25 protein-coding genes are annotated in these 20,962 nt (G+C 68.1%); 7 read left to right on the top strand and 18 right to left on the bottom strand.

What is annotated here, in order from left to right; all coding sequences use genetic code 11:
* Positions 1-367 precede the first annotated feature (367 nt).
* On the top strand, positions 368-1,579 hold the full coding sequence (locus tag ACQPXG_RS40095) for a M20 metallopeptidase family protein (protein ID WP_433464370.1): 1,212 nt from the start codon (positions 368-370) through the stop codon (positions 1,577-1,579).
* Here the strand turns inward: ACQPXG_RS40095 and ACQPXG_RS40090 are convergent.
* From ACQPXG_RS40090 to ACQPXG_RS40070, 5 genes are all read right to left on the bottom strand, one after another.
* Entirely contained in the window at positions 1,543-3,501 is a 1,959-nt protein-coding gene (locus ACQPXG_RS40090; RefSeq protein ID WP_433464369.1) for a hypothetical protein, read from the bottom strand. The two genes, ACQPXG_RS40095 and ACQPXG_RS40090, sit on opposite strands and share 37 nt — an antisense overlap.
* 129 nt (positions 3,502-3,630) lie before the next feature.
* Positions 3,631-4,134 carry a hypothetical protein gene (locus ACQPXG_RS40085; protein ID WP_433464368.1) on the bottom strand — a complete coding sequence of 168 codons (504 nt, stop codon included), beginning with the start codon at positions 4,132-4,134 and terminating at the stop codon, positions 3,631-3,633.
* 55 nt (positions 4,135-4,189) lie between these two features.
* Complete coding sequence (locus ACQPXG_RS40080) at positions 4,190-5,071, bottom strand: DUF4231 domain-containing protein (RefSeq protein WP_433464367.1); 882 nt, start codon at positions 5,069-5,071, stop codon at positions 4,190-4,192.
* Between the two features lie 318 nt (positions 5,072-5,389).
* Positions 5,390-6,601, bottom strand: a complete 1,212-nt coding sequence (locus tag ACQPXG_RS40075; protein ID WP_433464366.1) for a tyrosine-type recombinase/integrase — start codon at positions 6,599-6,601, stop codon at positions 5,390-5,392.
* Between the two features lie 4 nt (positions 6,602-6,605).
* Positions 6,606-7,070 (bottom strand): helix-turn-helix domain-containing protein, encoded by a 465-nt coding sequence (locus ACQPXG_RS40070; protein WP_433464365.1) that lies wholly within the window; start codon positions 7,068-7,070, stop codon positions 6,606-6,608.
* A 149-nt stretch (positions 7,071-7,219) separates the two neighbouring features.
* Between ACQPXG_RS40070 and ACQPXG_RS40065 the strand changes: the two genes are divergently transcribed.
* The 5 genes from ACQPXG_RS40065 to ACQPXG_RS40045 all read left to right on the top strand — a co-directional run bounded on the left by ACQPXG_RS40065 (position 7,220) and on the right by ACQPXG_RS40045 (position 10,978).
* The gene (locus ACQPXG_RS40065) at positions 7,220-7,414 is read left to right on the top strand and encodes a helix-turn-helix domain-containing protein (RefSeq protein ID WP_433464364.1); all 195 of its coding nucleotides are present in this window, start codon (positions 7,220-7,222) and stop codon (positions 7,412-7,414) included.
* On the top strand, positions 7,411-7,605 hold the full coding sequence (locus ACQPXG_RS40060) for a helix-turn-helix transcriptional regulator (RefSeq protein ID WP_433464363.1): 195 nt from the start codon (positions 7,411-7,413) through the stop codon (positions 7,603-7,605). Before ACQPXG_RS40065 ends, ACQPXG_RS40060 begins: the two co-directional genes overlap by 4 nt.
* A 100-nt stretch (positions 7,606-7,705) precedes the next feature.
* The gene (locus ACQPXG_RS40055; protein WP_433464362.1) at positions 7,706-8,605 is read left to right on the top strand and encodes a bifunctional DNA primase/polymerase; all 900 of its coding nucleotides are present in this window, start codon (positions 7,706-7,708) and stop codon (positions 8,603-8,605) included.
* A complete protein-coding gene (locus ACQPXG_RS40050; RefSeq protein ID WP_433464361.1) occupies positions 8,602-10,128 on the top strand; it encodes a DUF3987 domain-containing protein in 1,527 nt (508 codons plus the stop codon). The genes ACQPXG_RS40055 and ACQPXG_RS40050 overlap by 4 nt, the downstream gene beginning before the upstream one ends.
* Before the next feature lie 352 nt (positions 10,129-10,480).
* On the top strand, positions 10,481-10,978 hold the full coding sequence (locus ACQPXG_RS40045; protein ID WP_433464360.1) for a hypothetical protein: 498 nt from the start codon (positions 10,481-10,483) through the stop codon (positions 10,976-10,978).
* 193 nt (positions 10,979-11,171) lie between these two features.
* Here the strand turns inward: ACQPXG_RS40045 and ACQPXG_RS40040 are convergent, their stop codons facing one another.
* From ACQPXG_RS40040 to ACQPXG_RS40010, 7 genes are all read right to left on the bottom strand, one after another.
* Entirely contained in the window at positions 11,172-11,900 is a 729-nt protein-coding gene (locus tag ACQPXG_RS40040; protein WP_433464359.1) for a helicase HerA domain-containing protein, read from the bottom strand.
* A gap of 15 nt (positions 11,901-11,915) precedes the next feature.
* A complete protein-coding gene (locus ACQPXG_RS40035; protein WP_433464358.1) occupies positions 11,916-12,821 on the bottom strand; it encodes a hypothetical protein in 906 nt (301 codons plus the stop codon).
* Positions 12,818-13,438 carry a recombinase family protein gene (locus tag ACQPXG_RS40030; protein WP_433464357.1) on the bottom strand — a complete coding sequence of 207 codons (621 nt, stop codon included), beginning with the start codon at positions 13,436-13,438 and terminating at the stop codon, positions 12,818-12,820. Before ACQPXG_RS40030 ends, ACQPXG_RS40035 begins: the two co-directional genes overlap by 4 nt.
* 164 nt (positions 13,439-13,602) lie before the next feature.
* Positions 13,603-14,478, bottom strand: coding sequence for a tyrosine-type recombinase/integrase (locus ACQPXG_RS40025; RefSeq protein ID WP_433464356.1), 876 nt, complete (start codon positions 14,476-14,478; stop codon positions 13,603-13,605).
* A gap of 220 nt (positions 14,479-14,698) precedes the next feature.
* On the bottom strand, positions 14,699-14,902 hold the full coding sequence (locus tag ACQPXG_RS40020; protein ID WP_433464355.1) for a hypothetical protein: 204 nt from the start codon (positions 14,900-14,902) through the stop codon (positions 14,699-14,701).
* Positions 14,889-15,104, bottom strand: coding sequence for a hypothetical protein (locus tag ACQPXG_RS40015; protein WP_433464354.1), 216 nt, complete (start codon positions 15,102-15,104; stop codon positions 14,889-14,891). The genes ACQPXG_RS40020 and ACQPXG_RS40015 overlap by 14 nt, the downstream gene beginning before the upstream one ends.
* Positions 15,094-15,303: a hypothetical protein gene (locus ACQPXG_RS40010; RefSeq protein WP_433464353.1), complete on the bottom strand. Its 210-nt coding sequence runs from the start codon at positions 15,301-15,303 to the stop codon at positions 15,094-15,096. The genes ACQPXG_RS40015 and ACQPXG_RS40010 overlap by 11 nt, the downstream gene beginning before the upstream one ends.
* Before the next feature lie 144 nt (positions 15,304-15,447).
* Here ACQPXG_RS40010 and ACQPXG_RS40005 point away from each other — a divergent pair, with 144 nt between their 5' ends.
* Positions 15,448-16,704 (top strand): hypothetical protein, encoded by a 1,257-nt coding sequence (locus tag ACQPXG_RS40005; protein ID WP_433464352.1) that lies wholly within the window; start codon positions 15,448-15,450, stop codon positions 16,702-16,704.
* A gap of 277 nt (positions 16,705-16,981) precedes the next feature.
* On the opposite strand, the gene ACQPXG_RS40000 is transcribed toward ACQPXG_RS40005, so the two are convergent.
* From ACQPXG_RS40000 to ACQPXG_RS39975, 6 genes are all read right to left on the bottom strand, one after another.
* Positions 16,982-18,955 (bottom strand): hypothetical protein, encoded by a 1,974-nt coding sequence (locus ACQPXG_RS40000; RefSeq protein WP_433464351.1) that lies wholly within the window; start codon positions 18,953-18,955, stop codon positions 16,982-16,984.
* A 2-nt stretch (positions 18,956-18,957) separates the two neighbouring features.
* Positions 18,958-19,323 carry a hypothetical protein gene (locus ACQPXG_RS39995; RefSeq protein WP_433464350.1) on the bottom strand — a complete coding sequence of 122 codons (366 nt, stop codon included), beginning with the start codon at positions 19,321-19,323 and terminating at the stop codon, positions 18,958-18,960.
* Complete coding sequence (locus ACQPXG_RS39990) at positions 19,320-19,598, bottom strand: hypothetical protein (protein WP_433464349.1); 279 nt, start codon at positions 19,596-19,598, stop codon at positions 19,320-19,322. Before ACQPXG_RS39990 ends, ACQPXG_RS39995 begins: the two co-directional genes overlap by 4 nt.
* A complete protein-coding gene (locus ACQPXG_RS39985) occupies positions 19,595-19,843 on the bottom strand; it encodes a hypothetical protein (RefSeq protein ID WP_433464348.1) in 249 nt (82 codons plus the stop codon). Before ACQPXG_RS39985 ends, ACQPXG_RS39990 begins: the two co-directional genes overlap by 4 nt.
* A 78-nt stretch (positions 19,844-19,921) precedes the next feature.
* Positions 19,922-20,635, bottom strand: coding sequence for a DUF2637 domain-containing protein (locus tag ACQPXG_RS39980; protein WP_433464347.1), 714 nt, complete (start codon positions 20,633-20,635; stop codon positions 19,922-19,924).
* Positions 20,632-20,898, bottom strand: coding sequence for a hypothetical protein (locus ACQPXG_RS39975; protein WP_433464346.1), 267 nt, complete (start codon positions 20,896-20,898; stop codon positions 20,632-20,634). The genes ACQPXG_RS39980 and ACQPXG_RS39975 overlap by 4 nt, the downstream gene beginning before the upstream one ends.
* Positions 20,899-20,962 lie beyond the last annotated feature (64 nt).

The following is a 20,962-nucleotide window of genomic DNA, read 5'->3' as shown; positions in this document are numbered from 1 at the left end:
GTCACCGAGCTGCTGCGCCACTGACGCGCACAAGCCGTGGCCGGTCGATATTGAGGATGTGCGCCGTCTCCAAGTAGTGCAGTGCCCGACCTGGCCGTAGCGGTGCTCATCAACGCTGCCTGTCTGGCTGTTCATCGAGTAGACGCTGGCGATGGGCATCCAGTTCCGGCCCACAAGGGCCAGCCTGGGAGCGGGACATCGCCATTCAATCCGTGCGGTCGGCCGCTGGGTCGCCCTGGCTGATGCCAGGAGCGGGAGGCGTCCTCTGCGCCGAGGAGCGTTAGGTATCACCCGGAGATCTGGCACTTGGCAGCCTTCGGCCTGCCTGTCATCCTGAGCTTTGATGCAAGGGATAGGGCGACGTGACATGACCACCGACGGTTCTTCTGGTCCGCCCTCGCCCGGGATCGATACGCTTCAGAAACTGCTCAGGTTTCTGGACGACGAAATCCCGGCTGCGGTCGAACTGCGTCATCGGCTCCACGGCGTCCCGGAACTCGGATCGCAAGAGCACGCCACGATCGCGCTCGTGGAGGGCTCTCTTCCCCTCCAGGGGCGCAGCTTCGCCGGGACCGGACGGCTGGTGTCGGTTGGCGACGCGGCTCTCGACACGGTCTGGGTACGGGCCGAACTTGACGCCCTGGCGATCAGAGAACGGACCGGGGCCTCGTACGCCGCCATGGGCGAGTACATGCACGCCTGCGGCCATGACGTCCATCTCGCGGCGTTGGTCGCTTTGGTACGCGCCGCTCACCGAATGCACGACGATCTGCCGACCAGGCTCACCGCGGTCTTCCAGCCCAGCGAGGAGCGTCATCCCTCCGGGGCGCTGGCGCTAGTCAGCGATCCGGAATTGGCGGTCGGCGTGAGAGCCGCGATCGCCGCGCATGTCCATCCGGAGTTGCCCTGGGGCGCTGTCGGGATTGAGCCGGGGGCCGTCAACGCCGCCGCCGATGCAGTGCACATTGTGATCAAAGGCGTGGGGGGGCATGCCGCCTACCCCCATCAGGCCGCCGATCCCGTGCTGGCGCTGGCCCACCTTGTAGTCGGGCTGAACGGCCTGGTCGGACGCCAGGTGGATCCGACCCGGGCGGCAACGTTGACGGTCGGATGCGTGCAAGCGGGCTCGACGGAGAACATCATTCCCGACCTGGCTGAGGCCAAGGTCACCTTCCGTGCGCTCGACGAGCGCGATCAGGACAGGCTCCGGACAGCCGTGACGCGGATGACGACCCACGTCGCCGACGCGCACGGCTGCAGCGCCGTATTGACGTTCCCCAAGAACGAACCGGCGCTGGTCAACGACGAGAGGACGGCCCTCGCTGCTCGAGCGCTAGCAGCGGACACGGGTTTCCGGCTCGCACCCGCTTGGCGCTCTTGCGGCGGTGACGACTTCGCCCACTACAGGACCGTATGCCCGGCGCTCATGATCTTCGTAGGCCTGCGCGGTGCGCCGGGATTCGAGCCGGTCCCGTTGCATCAGTCTGACTTTCTGCCACCCGACGCTGCCGTGGCCGCCGCGGCCAAAGCACTGGCCGTGGGCTACATCGCCGGAATATCGGTCGACCCGGCGCCCTGAGGGGGGCACCGGAAGGTCATTACCTTGAAGAACGGTATGGCGCCGATCGAACGCTCGCCCACGGGGACCAGCCCGTTCCGGGTGGCGCTCTCCTTGAGTTCCTCACAGGAGAAAGCGCCGATCATGTCCGAATTTCCGCCGATGAACCCGCTGGCGTAATCTTCCGACAGTCCATGCGTGATCATGGCTTCACGCCACTGCCTGGTGGCCTCCTCCGAGTCCATTCCCGAACTCTCGTCGATGCCGAAAGAATCGGAAAAGACCAGACTCCCACCTGGCTGCAGTCGTCGCAGGCATTCCTTGAAGAAAGAATCGGCGCTGGCGGGTCCAGCATCGCGATCGAGCATGAAGTGCATCACCAGGGACCCGAAGATGACATCGTGGCGGAGATCTTCACGCACGCCTTGCCATGCAATCTGTTTGAGCAGGTGAACTCGGGCGTTTACATCGTCACCCAGATATTCCCGGGCGATGTTGTGCATCTGCTCGGCACGGTCCAGCGCATAGTAGTGACCGACCGGCGGGAGGTCGCCGAGAGCTTCGGAGGGCTCACTGAGATGCTTGATCCAGGGCAGGATCAGCGCGGTCAGACTGCCCGTGCCATGACCGATCTCCAGCAGGTTCACCGGCTTACCGGTGCCCTGGCGGATATGCAGAATCTCGCGGGCTACTGCCGCCGCGCATTCGGATATGAGCTCATTGTAGAGCGGAATCCAGCATCGAACGTGCTGGTCGTACCGGTCGAAATAGGCGGGCGGCCGCCGCTCGGTCTGCTGATTCCACGCCAAGTCCCACTGGCCGATTCGGTGTTTACCGAGCCATTTCCTCTTCAGGCTCACGAAGTCGTCGCCCGAGTCGAACTGGACCGCGCCCTCCACCACTGCGTTGTAGAACAGCCGCGCGTTCTCGCATCGGTGTTCATCGTGTTCCACGACAAACGTCTGCTGCTCCCTCGAGTCCCGGCTCCGGCGGTAGCCGCCGAAGGTGGCGTCGTCTTCGATGAGCAGCAGGTTCAGGCCGACCGTCTCCGTGCTGAACGGATGCCGGGCACGCGGGTCGATGTCATCCTTGGTGGCGACAAAAATCTTGTAGTCCTTGTGCCGCAGGAGTTCCTTGCGCCAGGTGTCGATGTAGCGTGACAGTTCCGCCTCGCGTTCAAAGAACAGCCGCCAGTCGACAAGGAAGACGCGCTCACCCACAGGAGTGCTCAGATCCGGCTTGCTGGACTTCCAGAACGGCTCGATGTCATCGGTGAGGTCGGCGATCGCCTTAACCTGGAGGTTCGTGCGCTTCTGCAGGGCGTTGAACATCCGCACGTAGTAGTCGGAATGCGCGGTGATGACCGACTGCCCGCCTTCGCGGATTCCTCCTGCCATCGCCCTGATCAGGCCATCCATCAGATGCAGGTGGGCATGATCGCCATCATAGCTGTCCAGTACCTGTTGCACGCCGTGGTGGAACTCGGTGCGTGCCCGGCGAAGCTCCCGATGTCCCGGACTGAGTACGCCGCTCTGCAGCGCATCCAGCAGTCTGCGCAGATCCGCTTCGAAACGCTTGAAGTTCGCCTCCCAACTCGCGTCGTTCGGATACTGCAGGTACTTGGGAGCGCCGTAGTCCTCAGGAAGGGCATCCGAGCCCTCCTGCTTCAAGACGATGACCGGAATGTCGGCACGCCGCGCAAAACCGACCTCGAATGCCAGGTTGGGCCGACCCGACGATCCCTCCAGAATCACCAGGTCGCACTGGTGCAATTGATTCTCTATTTCTGCACCGATATTGCGTATATGCTGCTGCTGACTCCAGTCGTAGACGGCATGATCGCGCTCGGCGAGCTGCTTTCGCACGATGTTGAGCGCCTTGTTCAGGGCACTCTCCTCGGAAACCTGCTGAGACCAGGCGAGAAATACTCTTGTGCGATCCAAGGCTTATCCCGTCTTTAGTTCAGTGAACAGACCCACGCGACACATGCGCATCGAGTATAACCGATGTGCTGCAATATTTCGTTCTTTGTTGCTAACAGACGATTCGACTATGTGCGGCTCCGCTCAATTTCAGGTCGGCTGCACCGAACATGTTCCGGAGGAACGGGCGGAGCCCGGTGGCCAGACCAGGCGGACCGGGATACCTCGTCGCCGAGCTTCTTCGACTACCTCCGCCGTGCCACCGCGTCCCGATGCCGGCCGACCGTCCCAGACCGCGATCAGTTCCTCCGCCGACTCCAGCATGACGAGGTTCGCCGCCTGATGCGCGTAGGACGTGGATCTGGCGAACGGGAGTTGGTGTATCTCAGTGGCCTCGGCGAGCATTCGGTCGTAAAGCCCGCGCGCAGACGCCGGTAGATCATGATGGCGATCCGCGGCACAGACCACCGCTTCCAGTGTGCCGCCGAGTTCGAGGACGACGGTCGCGAAGATCTGGTCGACGCCCTCCGCGAGGCAGGAGACCCCTACCAGCTCCGGGGCATGGGGATCGAGCAAATCCCGGATCTGCGCCTCCACCGTTCGAGCCGATTGTGCGGTCAGATCCCGATGGCCGGTTATGGCGATGCGTGCCACCACACGATCACCGTCCTCGCCTCGGCGCCGTTCCGCCGCTGTCCGGCCGGGGGTGTCAGCTGTGCGATGCCCACCAGAGGGTGTGCTCACGGGAAATCGCCTCCTCCGCCTCGTCGACGAAGTGGGCCCACTCCGCTTCGGTCTCGGGCCAGTCCGCGCGCGAGGCGATGTCGGCCAACTCATGCGCAGCGACCGCATAGGCGCTGGCCAGCTGATGATGCTGCCGAGTCTGCAGCCAGGCCACACCGGCAGCGGCCAGCGCTCCCGCCACCCCGGCCAGGTCGATGTCGACCCACTGCACCACCTTCAGCACGGCGCAGACGAGGCCGATCGCCTCGACCGCGGCCAGCACGACCGACCACCTGGCGGCTCGCCGCTCGTTCAGGACCGCCCGAGCGGCGTACCACGAACGCTGATCATTGATCCGGCCCAGTGTGTAGGCATGCCGTCTTTCGTCCAATGACAGCGCTCTTAGCTGCCGCATCGCGCTCGTGACCTCCAGGCCGCCTTCGGGGGGCGGCGCCACGACAACGCCCCGGAGAGCATTGGTGATGTTGCTGAACCGACGCAGCAGAAGTTCATCGGCTTGACGCCCCTCCTCGTTGCCCTGCGCGAAGGGACGTCCCCCCACCAGGTAGCGCCACGCCAACGACTTGACGGACTCGGCCATGGCACGAGCCGCGTACCAATGCCGGTCCGGCCGCACGGTCAGCAGATAGACATCGGTCACCAGCGCCACGATCAGCGCTGTGGTGGCCCCGAAGGCGGCAAGGTCCACGCGCCCGCCCTCGAGGCTCAGGGTGCCGAAGACCGCTGCGGCGACAAGCGCGACCAACCGGACCCTGGTGGCCATCAGAAGTCTTTGCTGCCCTACCTGCGCGCAGCGATCGGCAGCCCGATACGACGCGGGGAACTCCGACTCAGAAATCAGGTGCACGTACTGATGGGAAGCCAACGACGGCCAGCCGTCTATGGAGAACCTGACATTGGGCCATCGAAGTGGCTATTTGGGTAGCCGCTGCTCTTCTTGAAGAGCTACCGCCCACAACTGACGATCCACGTCCTGCAGACCCGCGAGGCCCTGCGAACTGATGGCTTCCGTCGGTTACGCGTGGTCGTGAAGCCTCGAATGTAGTGCTCTGAGCCGGGCGTATGTGTTCGAGTAGGACGCGACTACCTCCACGGCCCAAGAAGCCGCTGATCAGAGACGTTCTGGTCGGCGGCTTCTTGCATGCGCGCCCACTTTACGCCCATGTTAGGACGCCTCCCGGTGGAGCACCTCGGCCGCCCGCGCGGACGCCACGTTGCGCCCCATGTAGACGTCTTGGGTCATGCTCGGCTTGGCGTGCCCGAGGTGATCGGCGATCGCACGGGCGGACAACCCGGCGTCGTCGAGCAGTGTCGCCACCGTCCGCCGGAACGTGTGCGAGGTGACCCACCCGAACCGCTCGGCGTCCACCCGGGTGAGGACGTCCTTGACGTCCCGGTTGGCGTTGCTCGGGTTCCGCACGCCACCGAACAGGCCCGGGAACAGCAGGCCGACGTCACCGGACCGTCGCCGCGTCTCCTCGCCGTCCGCCGTCATGACCGTGATCTCGCGTTCGGCGTGCGGCCACGACATCGACATACGGCGGCGGCACAGCTCGACCAGGTGACCGGGAAGGGCGATGACCCGCCACCCCGCCGCCGTCTTCGGGTGGAGCTGCAGGACGGTCCCCTTGCCCTTCAGCCGCGCGACCGTCGCGCACACCTCGACCACCCCTGCGCCCAGGTCGACCACCTCAGCGCGCACGGCGAGCGCCTCACCGATCCGCATCCCCGTCCCGTCGAGGAACTCGACCAGTTCCGGTACGTCCAGCTCGGCCGCGCGCTCGTCGCCGGCCACCTTCACCAGCATCACGGCCTGCTCGTCCGGCGTGAGGGCGCGCGGTCGAGCCTTGCGGCCCGTCGAGATCTTCGCCGTGTCGCGGATCGGGTTCGCCGGTAGGGCGCCGTGTCGTGCGGCCATGCCGAGCAGCAGGGACAGCACGGACTTGGTCGTCTTCGCCGCTGACGGCCCGTGGTTCTGCCGGACGGCCTTGATGAACTTGTCGCAGGTGGGCACGTCGATCTCGCGCATGAGTCGGCCGCCGAGTCCGCCCAGGATCCGGGTAAGGGCCCGGTCGTAGATCTCGCGTGTCTGCGGGGTCAGCGTCTCCGAGTCGTTGATCTCCGCCTGCCAGAGCTTCGCCGCGTCGCGGAGTCGGGTGTCCGCCGTGATCTCGCCGTCGACCAGGGCGCCGTCACGGTCGCGCAGCGCCTCTTTCAGCCGCCGCTCGGCCGCCGCCTGCGTCGGACCGAACCGGGTGACCTCCCGGGTTTCGCCGTCGTAGTCCCGGACGTTCACACGGGCCCGGATCCGGCGCGGCCCGAGCTTCTGAAACCGGATCTTCCCGGCGGTGCCGACCGGCAGCGGAGGGCGTCCCACGGTGCTACTCCTCTCGCGAGGCGCGGGAGGCGCTGCGACTGGCAGTCGCTTTGTTGAGGTCGTCATAGAGCCACTTCGCGAACGCCAGCGCTTCGCCCGTGACCCGCTGACTCTCCCGCGCGTGCTCAATGAAGCTGGTCAGTGATCGGCGTACTTCTCCGATCTCCGGTGACTCGTCGGGGTGCGCGCTCGGGTCGTAGGCGATCGTGAGGCCGGACGGGAATGTCAGCTCGAACGCCCCAAACGGCGGCTTGAAGAGATCCGCCACGCCGATCCGCAAAGCCATGGAGCACGCCATCAATTCGGCCGCCGTGAAGGACCGGTGTCCCTTCTCGGCGGTGCTGACAGCCTGCCGTGGCCATGGCTTGCCGAGGTATTTCGCCAGCTCTGCCCCGAACTCCTCTTGCGTCAGCCCTTCCGCTTCCCGTCTCTCGCGGAGGCGTCCACCAACGATCTCTTCAATCCGCACGTCTAGCTCCTGGTCGCCGTCTGGTCACGATGGAGCATGACACGGCCTGCCATGGATTGACAAGCGGGACGCATGACCGGTATCTCTCTGCTGTGACGCGTCATGCACAATGACGCGTCATCTCAGAGACATACAGAAGGGTGGCGCGAATGGAAGCGGCACAGGTTGCCCCGGACAGTCCACTCGTCCACATCGACGTGGTGGCCGAGGTCCTGGGTGTGTCGTCCCGGACAGTTCGAAGGATGGCGGACGCTGGCGAGATCCCCCACTACCGGGTGCGAGGACAGGCGAAGTTCGACCTCGCCGAGGTCCTCGCCGTGCTTCGTGTCGGGGCGCAGTCATGATTCCCGATTTCCTCACCGTGCCGGAGGTAGCCGAGCGCTACCGCACGAACGAGAACACGGTTCGCTACTGGCGACACACCGGCTATGGGCCGAAGGGCGTCAAGGTCGGGGCGCGAGTGCTGTACCCGCGCGCCGAGATCGAACGCTTCGACCGCGAGATCTTCCAGGCCGAGCACGGGCGGGACTCCTGAGATGCCCCCGAACGAACAAGCGGCCCCGCTCGCTACGGGACCGCTCAACCAGGAACCGGACAAGGGCTCTGTCACGCCCACGATACGGGACACGGCTGTCATGCTCGCCGAGCGTGGATTCGCCGTCTTCCCGTGCGGCACACCGGCAAGGGCCGGCCACGGCCACCCGGCCGGGCCGGATAAGGACTGTCGACGCTGCCAGGCGGAGAAGGCGCCCGCGCGCGGCTGGAAGTGGAAGGAACGTAACAGCGCCGACCCGGCCGTCGTCCGGGCCCACTGGCCGCAGGACGGCCCGAACATCGGCGTAGCGTGCCATGCGTCCGGCCTGGTCGTGATCGATCTCGATACCCCGGCGCACGGTTCCGAGATGCCTGCCGAGTGGACGGCCAAGGGCGGCATCAGAGACGGCGCTGACGTTCTGGCCTACCTGCTTGAACAGCAGGGTGAGCAGTGGCCCGACACGTTCACCGTCCGTACCGCGTCCGGTGGGACTCACCTGTACTTCCGCGCTATCCCCGGGCGCCCGATCCCGAACAGCGCGGGCAAGGTCGGCCCCATGATCGACGTCCGGGGCGACGGAAACGCGGACGGCAGCCCCGGCGGCGGGTACGTCATCGGGCCCGGCTCGACGGTCGGAGGTGGCCGATACACGGTCGACCACGCCGCCGCGCCCGTGCTTCCGCTTCCCGGGCTCCTCGCCGAGCTGGCCGCGCCCACTCGGCCTACGGACCACATCCCCGCCGCTAGGTCGAGCGTCCGAACGGCGATGCCGCACGGACGTCTCCGGGGGCTGGTCGAGACCGTGCTTGCCGCCTACCCGGGCAAACGAAACACGGTCTTGCACTGGGCGGCCTGCCGGGTCGCCGACATGGTCGCCGCGGCCGAGGTCGACGAACACGCCGCTTGCGATGCCCTGGCCATGGCGGCAGCCGAGATCGGGCTCAGCGAATCGGAAGCACGCCGCACCATCGGTTCGGCCCTGCGAAGGAGAGTCGCGTGAGCACTCGTAAGAAGGGCGACGAGCGCCAGAAGGCGGAGGAGATCCTCAGCAAGGCCGGGGTTCCTCTCGACCCTCCGGCCGCGCCAGAGCCGTGGGACGAGCCGCTCGCGCTGGGGTCCCGTGCGGCCCTGCCCGCGTTCCCGCTGACCGCGTTCCCGGACTACATCGCCCACATGGTGGCCGGGATGGCCGAAGAACTTCAGGTTCCCGTCGACCTCCCGGGCACGCTCGCACTGTCGGGCCTCTCCACGGCCGCCGGTGGCCGTGCCGAAGTCGTCGTGCGCGGCCAGTGGCGGGAGCCGCTGTGCCTCTACCTCGCCACGGCGATGCCGCCCGGGTCGGGCAAGTCCCCGGCCTTCCGAGCCATGCTCGCGCCGGTCTTCGAAGCCGAGAGGCAGATGCGGGAGGCGGCGCGAGACCACATCGACCAGGCGGCCAAGGACCGCGAGATCGCCCTAGCCCGCGCCGAGGACGCGCGGCGTAAGGCCAAGTCTGCACAGGACATCGAACTCGCCGTCGACGCGCGCCAGATGGCCGAGGCAACCGAGGTGCCGACCCTGCCCCGGCTGACCGCCGACGACATCTCTCCGGAGCAGGCCGCAACGGTCATGGCGGACCAGGGCGGGCGTCTGGCGATCCTGGCCGCAGAGGGGACATTCTTCGAGGTCGTCATGGGCCGCTACAGCAGCGGAAAACCGAACGTGGAACTCGTCCTAAAGGCACACGCCGGTGACCGGGTACAAGTCGACCGGCGCGGCCGAGAGGAGTTCATCGATCGCCCCGCCCTCACGATCGGCGTCGCGATCCAACCGGACATGCTCCGCGACATCGCGGCCAAGCGGCAAATGCGCGGACGTGGCGTGCTGGCAAGGTTCCTTTTCAGTCTTCCCAGGGACATGGTCGGGGCGCGAAAGATCACCCCCGACACCGTCTCTGAAGAAGTGATCAGGACCTACATGGAAAACCTCAAGCGTCTGGTTCTTGACCTCTCCGAATGGACGGATCCGGCCGCTATTCCTATCAGTCCTGCGGCATTGAAGCTATTCACAGAATGGCGTATCGAAATAGAGCCTCGTCTGAAGAGGGGAACGGGAGATCTCGAATCCCTCCGCGACTGGGCATCCAAGCTTCCAGGCGCCACCATTCGGATAGCCGGACTCCTGCACTTGGCCGAGAATCCCGACAACGGCGTTCGGACGCCCATCAGCGAGGAGACGATGGGACGGGCGATCGACCTCGCCCGGTACTTCGTCGAGCACGCCATGGCCGCGTTCGGCGCCATGCGGGCTCACCCTGCACTCGACAACGCCCGGTCGGTCCTGGAGTGGATCACAGAGAAGGCCGGTCCGGAGTTCAAGGCCCGGGACGTTCAGCGCGCGTTCCAACGTCGGTTTGACGGTGCCGACGACGTCCGCCAGGTGCTCGACCTCCTTGAGGATCACGAGTACATCCGGCGGGCGCCGGACACCTCGACCGGCGGTCGCCGGAGCGTTGTCTACCAGGTCAACCCTAAGGGGCGGTGACACGGTGACAAAAGTCCCTGAAACTGCCTCTGACCTGCAAGGACATGTGTCACCAGAGGCGGTGACAAAGCGATGACAGAAGCCATCCGTGGTGACAAAAGGTGGTCCAGGTCGGCCCTGGGGGTCGCTTTCGGTCGGCCGACTTCTGTCACCGATCCGGGACTTCTGTCATCAGGGCCGAGAACTCGTGTTTTCCCAGGTCAGAGCGTTAGGCCAGAACTTTTGTCACCGGTTGTCATCGGACCCGATGACATACATAACCGCAGGTCAGAGGCGGTTTCAGAGGCTTTTGTCACCGGAATCCGTGGAACAGGGGGGCGGAGACCGTCCCCGAGGTACGGCAGGAGGCAGCATGACCACCGATGATCGAGCGGTCGTCACGGCAGAGCAGGAGTACGTGAACGCGGTCCGGCACAGCTGCGGCCCGGACCGGCACCCGGACGCGCGGGGCGTCTCGGACATGAGCGAGGATGAGCTCGACGCCGAGGTTGTGAAGCTCGTCAACGGGCTGCGCCTGGCGACGTTCCACACCCGGGACTCTCGGCGTGCGGACGGGGCCGGCTTCCCTGACCGGGTCATCGTCGGGCCCGGTGGTGTGCTGTGGCGGGAACTGAAACGGGAATGGTCTGAGCTGCGTCCGGGACAGGTCACATGGAAGTACCGGCTCATTTCCACGGGTCAGGATTGGGGGCTATGGCGTCCCACTGATCTGAAGTCCGGCCGTATCCGTCGTGAGTTGCTCGCCCTCACGCACCCGGTCACGGTCGAGGAAATCACCCGGAACCTTGACGAGCGTGAGGGTGACATGGCTTTCGCTGCCGCAATGCTCGACCAGGCCGAGGACGGTTAGGGGCCGTTAATCCCGTTCCATGAAACCCCGGTCACAGGTGGCCGGGGTTCCTCTCCCGCGCGGGGCGGCAATTTGCCCCCTTAATTTATGGCCCCGGACGGCGGGCGGAACGCGAAACCAGGGAACCGCTGATTCGGATCTCTCACGTGCGCGCGTAAAGCGACGTTATTTCTCGGCTGCCCGTGTTGGGCTATCACAGGCTTTCGGTAGTGAGCACGGGGCCCGGGTTCCCGGGGCGGTTATCCAGATAGGCCCAGTGATAGGGCGGAATAGCGCTCATGGTCTCGACCCATGCCTTGCCTGCCTTGCCGAGCAATGCGGCGCCGCCCTTGGCCGCGTCGAGCCCCTGTGTGTGCCCGACCCAGGTGAAGGCGCCTTGCGCGCGGCCGGGGACGTAGCCGAGTTCTTGCGTGGCGAGCAGAACCGACGTAGCGCCGGACCGGCCGAGGTTCATCACGGACTCGACGGCCTGGTCGAGCTTGTGAGCGCGGTAGGCGCGGCAGACTTCCCGGGCGTCGTCGATGACCACGATGGCGTGCCCTTCGGCCCGTACGACGTCGAGGGCGGCGGCCAGGGCCGCGCCGGTGGCTTCACGGTCGGGAGTGGCGACCAGGCGGAACCAGTAGCCGTGCGGGCCGCCGCCTTCCCGGTCGCTGCCGAACCCTGCCGCGATGTGCTGGACGGGTGTGCCCCAGGTGTCGGGGTAGCCGGCTACGTCGTCCCAGGCCGGATCCGGTGCGGGTTTGGGGTCGATGATGAGTACCCGGGCGTCCAGGCGCAGCCGCAACAGGCTCTTGATCAGGGTCGTCTTCCCGGCGCCGGTCTGGCCGAGGATGACGTGATGCGCCGCCCGCCGCGGCTGCCATGCACGGTCGACGCGGTCCAGGACGCGGTCTAGCGGCGCGGCAGGTAGGTGGGGCATGGGGTGGGCCTCCCGTCAGCTCAGGGGCGTGGTGAGCGCCGTGTAGTGCCCGTGGCAGAGCCGTAGCGGGCCGAGCGTGCGGTAGGCGCCGCCCTGGCAATCCTGGCGTCCGCCGCCGTACCACCGTTCGTTGATCACGCATCGGCCGTCCGGCGCGGCCGGGTCGACGCGGTAGCCGCGTAGGGCGAGCTCGGCCGTGTAGTCGACGGCGCGGACCGGGGCCGCGATGGCGCGGGGCCGGTCGTCCCACGGGGCGCCGTCGTCCTCCTGGCCCTCGTCGTCCTCGTCGTCCTGGCCCTCGTCGAGGGCGGCGGCATACGCCGGGTTGACCGCGTCCGAGCGGAACCAGCCGCGGCGCCGGATCCGTTCGCCGGCGAGCCGCTCGGCCAGCTCGACGACGCGCGGCATGGTGTGCGCGTGCTCCAGCTCGGCCGCGAACCATTCCAGGCGGCCGCGGCTCTGTGGGGTGAGCTGCTCGTCGTCGAGGACCTCGCGGATCTGGTCGAGGATGACGGCGCGTTTCTCGGCCAGCTCTAGCGCCTGGTCGTCGCGCTCGGCCTGAGTGGTGACCTGCCGGGTACCGTCCCGGCCGCCCGGCCGGGGGATCAGCTCAGCGGGGAAGTGCGGTTCGTCGCAGGTTCCGCAGTAGAGCAGTGTCCCGGCCGGTTCCCATGTCAGCGGGTCGCCGCAATCCGGACAGCCGGCCTCTGCCTGCTCGGCCGGGTCGGGCTCGATCGGCGCCGGTTCCCACCGGCCCGGCTCGACCGGCATCGGCCCGGCCGGGGCCGTGCCGGTCCTGGGGATCCAGTTCGCCGTCTTGCAGCCGGGGCACCGGACAGCGTTGCCCCGGACGGTCGTCGAGATCGGCGTATCGCACGCCTTGCACGGCACGGTCACCTTGTCGGCCGCCTTGCCGGTCACCTTGTTTCCTTGTCATCACAGGTCAGAGCGTTGCTGCTGCCTTGTTTCGCCTTGTCGCCGGCATCGGCGGACAAGTGCCGGTAGACCGTCTGCCGGGACACCCCGAACATGGCGCCGATCTGCGCGACGGTGTGCTTCCGCTCGTCGTACAGGCGCCGCGCGAGCGTGGCCTGTTGCGCGGTGAGCTTGGGGCGCCGGCCGCCCCGGCGGCCCCGGGCGCGCGCGGCGGCAAGGCCGTCGAGGGTGCGCTCTGAGATCAGGTCACGCTCGAACTCGGCGAACGCGGCGACCAGGTGGAAGAACAGACGTCCGCCTGGCGTCGAGGTGTCGATGCCCTGGTCGAGCACACGTAGCCCGATGCCGCCCTGGTCGAGGTTCGCCGAGAGGTCGATCAGGTGACGCAGCGACCGGCCGAGGCGGTCGAGCTTGGTCACCGTCAGGACGTCGCTAGGACGCAGGAACGCAAGGCACGCGTCGAGTTGAGGGCGCCGCGCGAGTTTGCCGCTCACGCCCTGGTCGACGAACACGCGGTCACATCCCGCGCGGTCGAGGGCGTCCGTCTGCGCTTCGGGGTGCTGGTCGTGCGTGCTGACGCGCGCGTATCCGATCAAGGTCACGGCCACTCCCAGAAGCGGTTAGGTTTCTTACCAGAAGCGTACGCCGGATGAACCGCAAACGGTGGCAGGCATGACCGGTGATGCGTTGATTGCGGACACGCGGTTATGAGCCGCGCCGACCGGCCTGTTCAGGGCCGGTCGGCGCGTGTACCGCAAACATCCGTTTAAGAGACTCGCCGTCCGGCGACTGGGCGCGCGCCCCGCCCGGTTTCAGAGGGTTGGATCGCAGCGACTGCCGATACCGCATCGGCGTTCGAATGCGCCGCATATAGGGCGGTGGTCGCCGGTGAGCTGTGGCCCATCAATTCCTGAACCACGCGAATATCCTTCGAGCTGGCGTAGGCGCTGGTCCCGAACCGGTGCCGAAGCTGGTGCATGGTCGCGCGGATTCCGCACGCGCGTAGATGGGCGTTGCCGTCAGCGGTGACCGTGCCGACCGGGACATGCCCGGGGCGGCCGTCACGGCGCAAGAACACCCAGCCGTGGCGCGGCAGGCCAGCGGCCTGGAGGTGATCCCACACATACGGGGACATGGGGATCAGCCGTTCCTTGTCCCCTTTGCCCAGCACCAGCAACGCGGGCCCGGACGCGGTATCCACGATGCCGTCACGGCGCAGCCGCGCGATCTCGCAGCAGCGCAACCCGGCATACCCGGCCAGCACCAGCCAGGGACGTATCCGGGCGGGCGCCTGGTCGATCGCCGCTTCGAGATCGGCGTCTGAGATCGGGCGGGGCAGCCGCTGCCGCTGCCGCGGCAAGGGGATGTGCATGGCGGGGTTGGCCGGGATGTGCCCGTGGCTGTGCGCCCATGCGTAGAAGCCCTTCACCGCCGCGGCATAGCACAGCACGCTGGGATCGGCCACCGTCAGCCCAGCCCGCCAGGTGGCGATGTCGTCGGGGGTGGCCTGCAGCAGTCCGGAACCTAGAAGCCGCGCGAGCTCGACCAGCCGGCCGCGATACACCCGGCGGGTGTTGTCCGATCGCCCCTGCAAAACCAGGTACCGCAGGTAGGCGCTGATCAGTTCCTCGTCTGTGGTCATCGTGCGCTTTCGGTAGGCCCCGCGCGGCCTGGGGGTCGCCTGGTGCGGTCTGGCTGGCGCGCGTTGGCGTTGGCGAACGCGGCGTAACCGGGCGTGGTGTTGGGGGCGGATTGCCTGTGTCGCCGGCGACCGGGCCGGACCGGGGGCAGATATAGGGGGCGTGGTGCTGGAAGGGGCGGCGCGGCCGAGCCTCGGGGTTACCCGGCGGCGCCGCCCCAGCTCATGATGACTCTGCTGACTGCCTGGCCCGCTCTCGTTCGCGAGCTGCAGCGCGTTCGATGATGTCGCCGTACACGCGGATCTTCTCCGGGTCCTCCTTCCGCGTGCAGTGCTGCGACTCCGTCACCACCTCGTCCATCAGGTGCTGATAGGCGGCCAGCGCTTTCGCCAGTTCCCGCCTGCGCTGCGGATCAAGCGAGAGCATCACGCCTCCGCACCGCCACGATGGCCTCGCCAAGCCGGGTCGGGGTCGCGCCATGCACAAGGGCCTGCTCGTCGACGAGGGCCCACCAACGGCGTGTCCAGTAGCCGAACCAGACGACGCCCCCATACCGGTCCTCGATCCGGCGGGCCTCGGCCACCCGGATCGGGACCGGGTCTATCCGCACCGTGTCGTCAGCGGCCACCCGACACCGCCCGGATCGCCTCGGCGAGCTCCTCGGGGGTGTCAGCGTCGGCGGACGCCTCCTCGTTCAACTCCTCACGAACGAGGGGCCCGCGGGTTGCCCACCACCGACCGCGATCGGTGCGGATGATCGACCAGCCGGGAAACTCGGCCCGAAGCTGTTCTTTGACCTGCTCAGTGTCTTGCGACGTCGCGTTCATGGGGACCGTCCTGGGCTGCGATGCACGGGTCGTGATCCGGTCACCGTTAGTGAATCTGTGGCAGGCGCCACACCGGGAGGGGATGATGAGGGGATGGGAGGGGATGCGCATCCCCATCCCCGCCCGTCGGAAGGTGCATCGCAAATGACCCCCGGCAAGAAGGTGATCGGCGCACGCCTGCGCGCGGAACGCGAGGCCCCGCCGTACTGGTCGCGGCCAGACCTCGCCCGGCTGCTACGCGATGCCGCAGACCCGCGTGACCGTCCCGGTCTGCCGCATGTCAGCACCCTCGCGAACATGATCAAGAATTGGGAGCGGGGGCAATACTCTCCGAACGCCCGCTACCGCTTCCTCTACGCCCGCGTCATGGGCAAGACAGTGACCGAGCTGTTCGGCGACCCATCCCGTCCCGCACTGCCCGCCATGAACGGCTCGACCCCGAGCGACTACGCCGCGACGGTCCGGGACACCAACCGCCACCTGATCGCGCTCGACAGCCGGTTCGGCGGAACGTCCGTCGCCAGCGTCGCCGTCCAGGCGTTCAGCGCGGCGCGCGATGCGCTGGCATCCGGCCGTCACGACGCCGACGAACGCGACCTCCAGGCCGCCGCGGGTGAGACGGGCGAGATCGCCGCGTGGACGCTGTACGACGCCGCTCGGTTCGATGAGTCCCGCGCCACTGTCCAGGAGGCCATGCTCATCTCCCGGTTGGCTGGCGATCGCAGCATGGAGCTGTTCGAGCTGACCCACCTCGCCCTCATCGACGTGAAGTCCGGGCGGGCGCGCGAGGCCCTCCAGATCGCCGAGCACGTCGCCGAACCGGGTGACCTTGCCCCGCGTGTCGGCGCGCTGTTCGACATCCGTGCGGGCCGCGCGCTGGCGCAAGGCGGTGACCGGGCGCGCTCTCTCGCTCGGCTCGATCGGGTCGCGAGCGTCCTCCAGGACTCCATGCACCCGCGTGATCCGGCATGGGCATGGTGGCTCGACGCCTCCGAGTTGGCCGTGCAACAGGGGCTTGTGCGTCTGGAACTGGGCGAGTACGCCGCGGCGATGCGGTACCTCGACGAGGCCGCCCACGGGCGCCTGGCCCTCGACCCCTACAGCCCCCGCGCGCAGGTAGGGCCGGTCACCGCGCACGGGAAGCAGTGGGGCCGCGCCGCCTACAACGACCTTGTGCATCTGCTGCGCGCGCTCACCATGGCGGGCGCATGGCAGGAGGCCGAGGTGATCGCGGCGACGATCGCGGACTTCACGCGCGAGGTGGTGTCCGCGCTGACGGAGGTCGATCTCCGCCGCGCTCTGGTCAACATTGCCCGCGCCGAGACGGGGCCGTCGTCGACGCTGCGCGACATGGCGGACGAGATCATCGCGGCGCGTGGCTGGCATATCGGGACGGGCTGACCCGGGGGCCGGCGGCGGGCTACGCTGAGCCTGCGATGCACCGGCGCCCCGCCCCCTCTCCGGAGGCGGGGCGTCAGTCTTTCCCCCAGGAACCCCGTACTCATGAGGTTCGTCTGTTGCACCCGGGCGGGGGTCGGGGGAGGGATACACAGGTCCGGAGGGGTGCAACAGGCCCGTTGCACCCGGGCGTTGCACCCCTCCGTTGCACCCGCGTGGGCACCCGCGTTGCAGCATGATCAACATGCGTTCGCGCGGTGCCCGCGCGCAGCCGTGCGCGCTACGCGGGCACCGGTTCCGGGCGCCGCAACAGCGTGTGCCGCTGCGCCTGGTCGTCATATCCGATGATCCCGTCGTCCTCGCGGAGCGCCTTCAGGATCCGCTGCACCGTCTGCCGGTACTGCCCGGCCGCCGTCCACACCGGCGCCAGATCAGCCGTGGTGAAGTCCTCCCGGCCCTCGTCGATCCACGCCGCCAGCTGCGACAGGATCGCCGTCCGCGTCTCGGCCGGTGTGAGCCGCTGCTCGGGCTGGGCGAACTCGAACTCCTCGTCGTCGGGGCCGTCCTCGATCGGGTCGTCTATCCCGGCCTGGATGGACGGGTCCGGGTCCTCGGTCGGGACGGTCGGCTTCCACTCGTCGTTGTCGATGTCCTCGGGGTCGGTGTCCTCGTCGATGTCCACACCGGTAGGTGTTCCCGCCGGCGCCGCCTGACCGACCCGGCCGCGGGTGACGGCCTCGGTGAACTCGTCCATCGACTTCGCAGCCGCGGGGAACTCCGCGCAGTTCTGCCGCATCTGCTCACCGGACTTGTCCCACAGGAACGTGCGCAGCGGCATCGCGATGCGGGCCTCATCGATCCCGTCCGCGTCCGCGTAGCACATACCGGGGTACCGCTTGCCCCACAACTCCGGACGGCACCCAGCGTCGTCCTGAGCCTCTGAGAGCCCGAATCCGGCGTCCTGGCTGTTCTCCACGCCGAAGCACATCTTGGAGAGCTGCCCGCGGACGAGGGTGGGCATCTGCGTCCAGTCGGCGCGCTGCAGCGAGATGACCACCGACCCGCCCGCCGAGCGGATCTCCTTGACCACCTCCAAGAACATCTCTTCGTCCTTGTCGCTGACCTTGGCGAAGATCTTCGCGGCCTCCTCGAACCACACCACCCAGTACGTCAGCCCGCATCCGGGCTCCCACGCGGTGAACCCGTGCGCCGCCAGCCAGTCCGTGCGCGGCTTGATCTGCCCGTACACGTCCCGGATCAGCGACGACACACCCGCCTTCTCCGTCTCGAAGCGGTGCAGGCCCTCACGGCACGGCCCAAGCGTCTGCTCACCCTTGGACAGGTCCGCGGCCATCACCGCGACGTCCGGGCGGGTGAACAGCTCAGACAGCAGGTTCCAGCCGGCGCCGAGCGACTTCGCCGACCCGGTCCGCCCCATGATCTGCAGGTGGTTCCCGACGAGGATGAGGCCGGCGTCGTCGCCGTCCTGGAACACGCCCGCGCGCAGCAGCTCGGCGACCGACGCGCCCGGCCGGGACGGTCCCGGCCACGGCAGCGGCGTCCGCAGGATCCGCGGATCAGAGAAGGTGACGTGCGCCAGGTCGGCGCGGTCCATGTTCGCCGACACGGTCATCGTGCCGGGCGGCAGGCCCATGGCGCCCTCGATGTGTTCTGTCTTCTTCTGCACGTCGGCGACGGTCTTCTCACCGGCCGGGAGCGCCATCACGCCCTCGATCTTGCGTTCACCGGCGTTGACGGTCGCCATCCGGGCCCCACCGAGGTTCGCCTTGTCCTTGTTGGCCTCGAACAGGAACGCGAGCGCGTCGTTGACACCGTGGGCGCCCTGCCGGGACCGGATCACCGTGCGGATGTTCCAGCCCGCGCAGGCGACCAGCCCGCCGGCCACCCAGAACCACAGGATGACCGGCTGGGTGAACCCGGCGACCGAGCAGGCCGTGACCCACATCGACACCGCGGCCGTGGTGACGGCCGCCGACCCGCGGCCGAGGATGCCGCGTTCATGGGTGACCAGCCACGTGACCCCGGTCAGCACCACGGCGCCGAGCGTCAGCCCGATCGCCGACCAGGGCGCACCCGGCCCGGTCCCGAACAGCGCGTGCAGAGCGGTGCCGATGCCGGCGACGATCGGCCAGATCAGCCACGGCGGGGCGATCGTCATGAGCTTGGACGCCTGCGCGGCCTTCACGCGCTCCCAGGAGGAATCCGCGGCGACTGTGAGCTGTTTGTCCGCCATGATCAGTCGTCATCCTTGAAGTTGAAGGTCTGCTTGGGGGGCTTGGGCGGGTTGAGGACGTCGGCGAACTCCTTACGGAACGACGCATGGAACGCCACCAGCTCAGCGCCGGCCGCCGCTTCGTGCTCGCTGGCCCGCTTGAGGCGCTTGGACACCCGCCGAGCCCGCATCCGCACATCGACGCCGAACAGCAGCGGGTTGCCCTTCGCCGTCGCCACGAGCGCCTTGTAGACCTCTTCGGCGGACAGGTCGAACTCGATCGCCAGGTCACGGCAGATCCGCCGCCCGGCCTGCGAGTACTCGGTGATGGACTTGGAGCCCGTGAACGGGATCTCTGCGAGTTCGGGGATCCTGCTCTTGCCGCTCACCGGCACTGCTCCTCGTGGTCGTCCTGGTCGTCGATGACGTCGCCCTCACAGGCGTTGTGGTAGCCGAGCCGGTACTTGTCGGCGATGCGGCGGCCGGTCCTGCGCAGCCACCCGGGCGGGGTGCCGAGCCGGGCGGACAGCCACGCGGCCGGCGCTCCCGCGGCGATACGGGTGCACGCGGCGAAGACGGCCCACAGGCCGCGCAGGACGGCGACCAGGCGGACCGACAGGCGCGGGTCCGGGTCGACCGGGCGGGGGGTCGTCGCGAGCGTCACCGGCCCCGCCTCCACACGATCGGCGACCGGAACCGCGGGACCCGCACCGCCGCGCCGAGGTAGAACCCGGCCGCGAGTACTGCCGCGAGTACGGCGACGGGTACGGGCATGACGAGCAGGTGCAGGATCACGTACACGCCGCCGCCGGTGATCCCGGCGAGCATCAGGTGATCGAGCAGCGTGTAGCGGCGCCGCCGCGAACGGCGGGTACGGGTACCTCGCCAGGTACCCGGGCGTTGGGACATGATGGGTGGACCTCCTTGTGAGGGGCCCGGCCCTGGGCGCGCTGTGGAAGGTGGAGCCCGGGGCCGGGTGCTTGTGGGTTACTGGTCAGCCAGGGTCGACAGGTACGCCCTCACCTCCTGGGCGCGCGGCTGCCCGATCTTGAGTTGCTGCCGGATCGCCCGGATACCCGGGACCCGTCCGGCGGTGATGTCGTCGGCGAACTCTCGCGCCGCCCGCAACTGGAGATCGGTCGGGTCGGGCACGGCGAGTACGGCGTGCCCGCTGACGGGTACGGGCGCCTCGCCCACGGTCGCGGTGACGGTCGCGCCGTTCATCCGCGGCCGGTCGACCAGCCGGGCGGGTACCTCGGCCGGGCCCTGCGGGGTACGGGTGATGAGCCGGTGGACCGTGCGCAGCAGCACCAAGAGCCCGAGCATCGACGCGACCGGGGCGACGGCCGCCGTGACCTGCTCCCGCCAGCCGTGCACCGCACCGACGTTGAACGCCAGCGACACGCCCCACCCGGCCGCGGCGAGGCCGAACGGCAACGCCAGGTCCAGCCAGGCCAGGCCCCTGCGGGTGAGCCGGTAGCCCTCCAGCGCCAGGGCGAACAGGCCAAGCTCGCCGATCAGGATGAACAGGTCGACCAGGAGCGGGAACGAGTCGGCCTTCCAGTCCTTGAGGCCCCGCTCCATGGCCCACTTGTGCAGGCCCGCGTACGACTGCGCGAACCCGTCCGCGGTGACGACCAGGACGAACAGGCCCATGACCGCAACCGACGTCAGGTGCGCGATACGGGTCGTGCGGTTCACCGGCCGGCCTCCCCCGCGCGCAGGACGAGGCCGGCGACGACCGCGATCACTTCGGGCTCCCACACGGTGAGCCACTCCAGGATGCGGAGGTCGTACGCGCCCAGCTCGACGCCGGCGGACTCGCACGCCTCGGTGAGGCGGGCCCGGTTGTAGGCCTTCATGTGGCCGGGGAAGTTCGGGTGTCCGTAGGCGTCGCGGGTCGTCTCGGCCGCCTGCTGCTCGGTCTCGTACGGGCCGACGTCGGCCGGTAGGTTCTGCATCATGGTCCGGTCTCCTCCGGATCAAGGGCTCGGCCGGCGCTTCCTCGCCGCGTCCGGGCCCGCCTTC

The sequence above is a fragment of the Spirillospora sp. CA-128828 genome, assembly GCF_050945415.1.
GTDB lineage: Bacteria > Actinomycetota > Actinomycetes > Streptosporangiales > Streptosporangiaceae > Spirillospora.
Note: the sequence above shows the minus strand (reverse complement) of the source record. Positions and strands in the feature narration are given on the sequence as shown.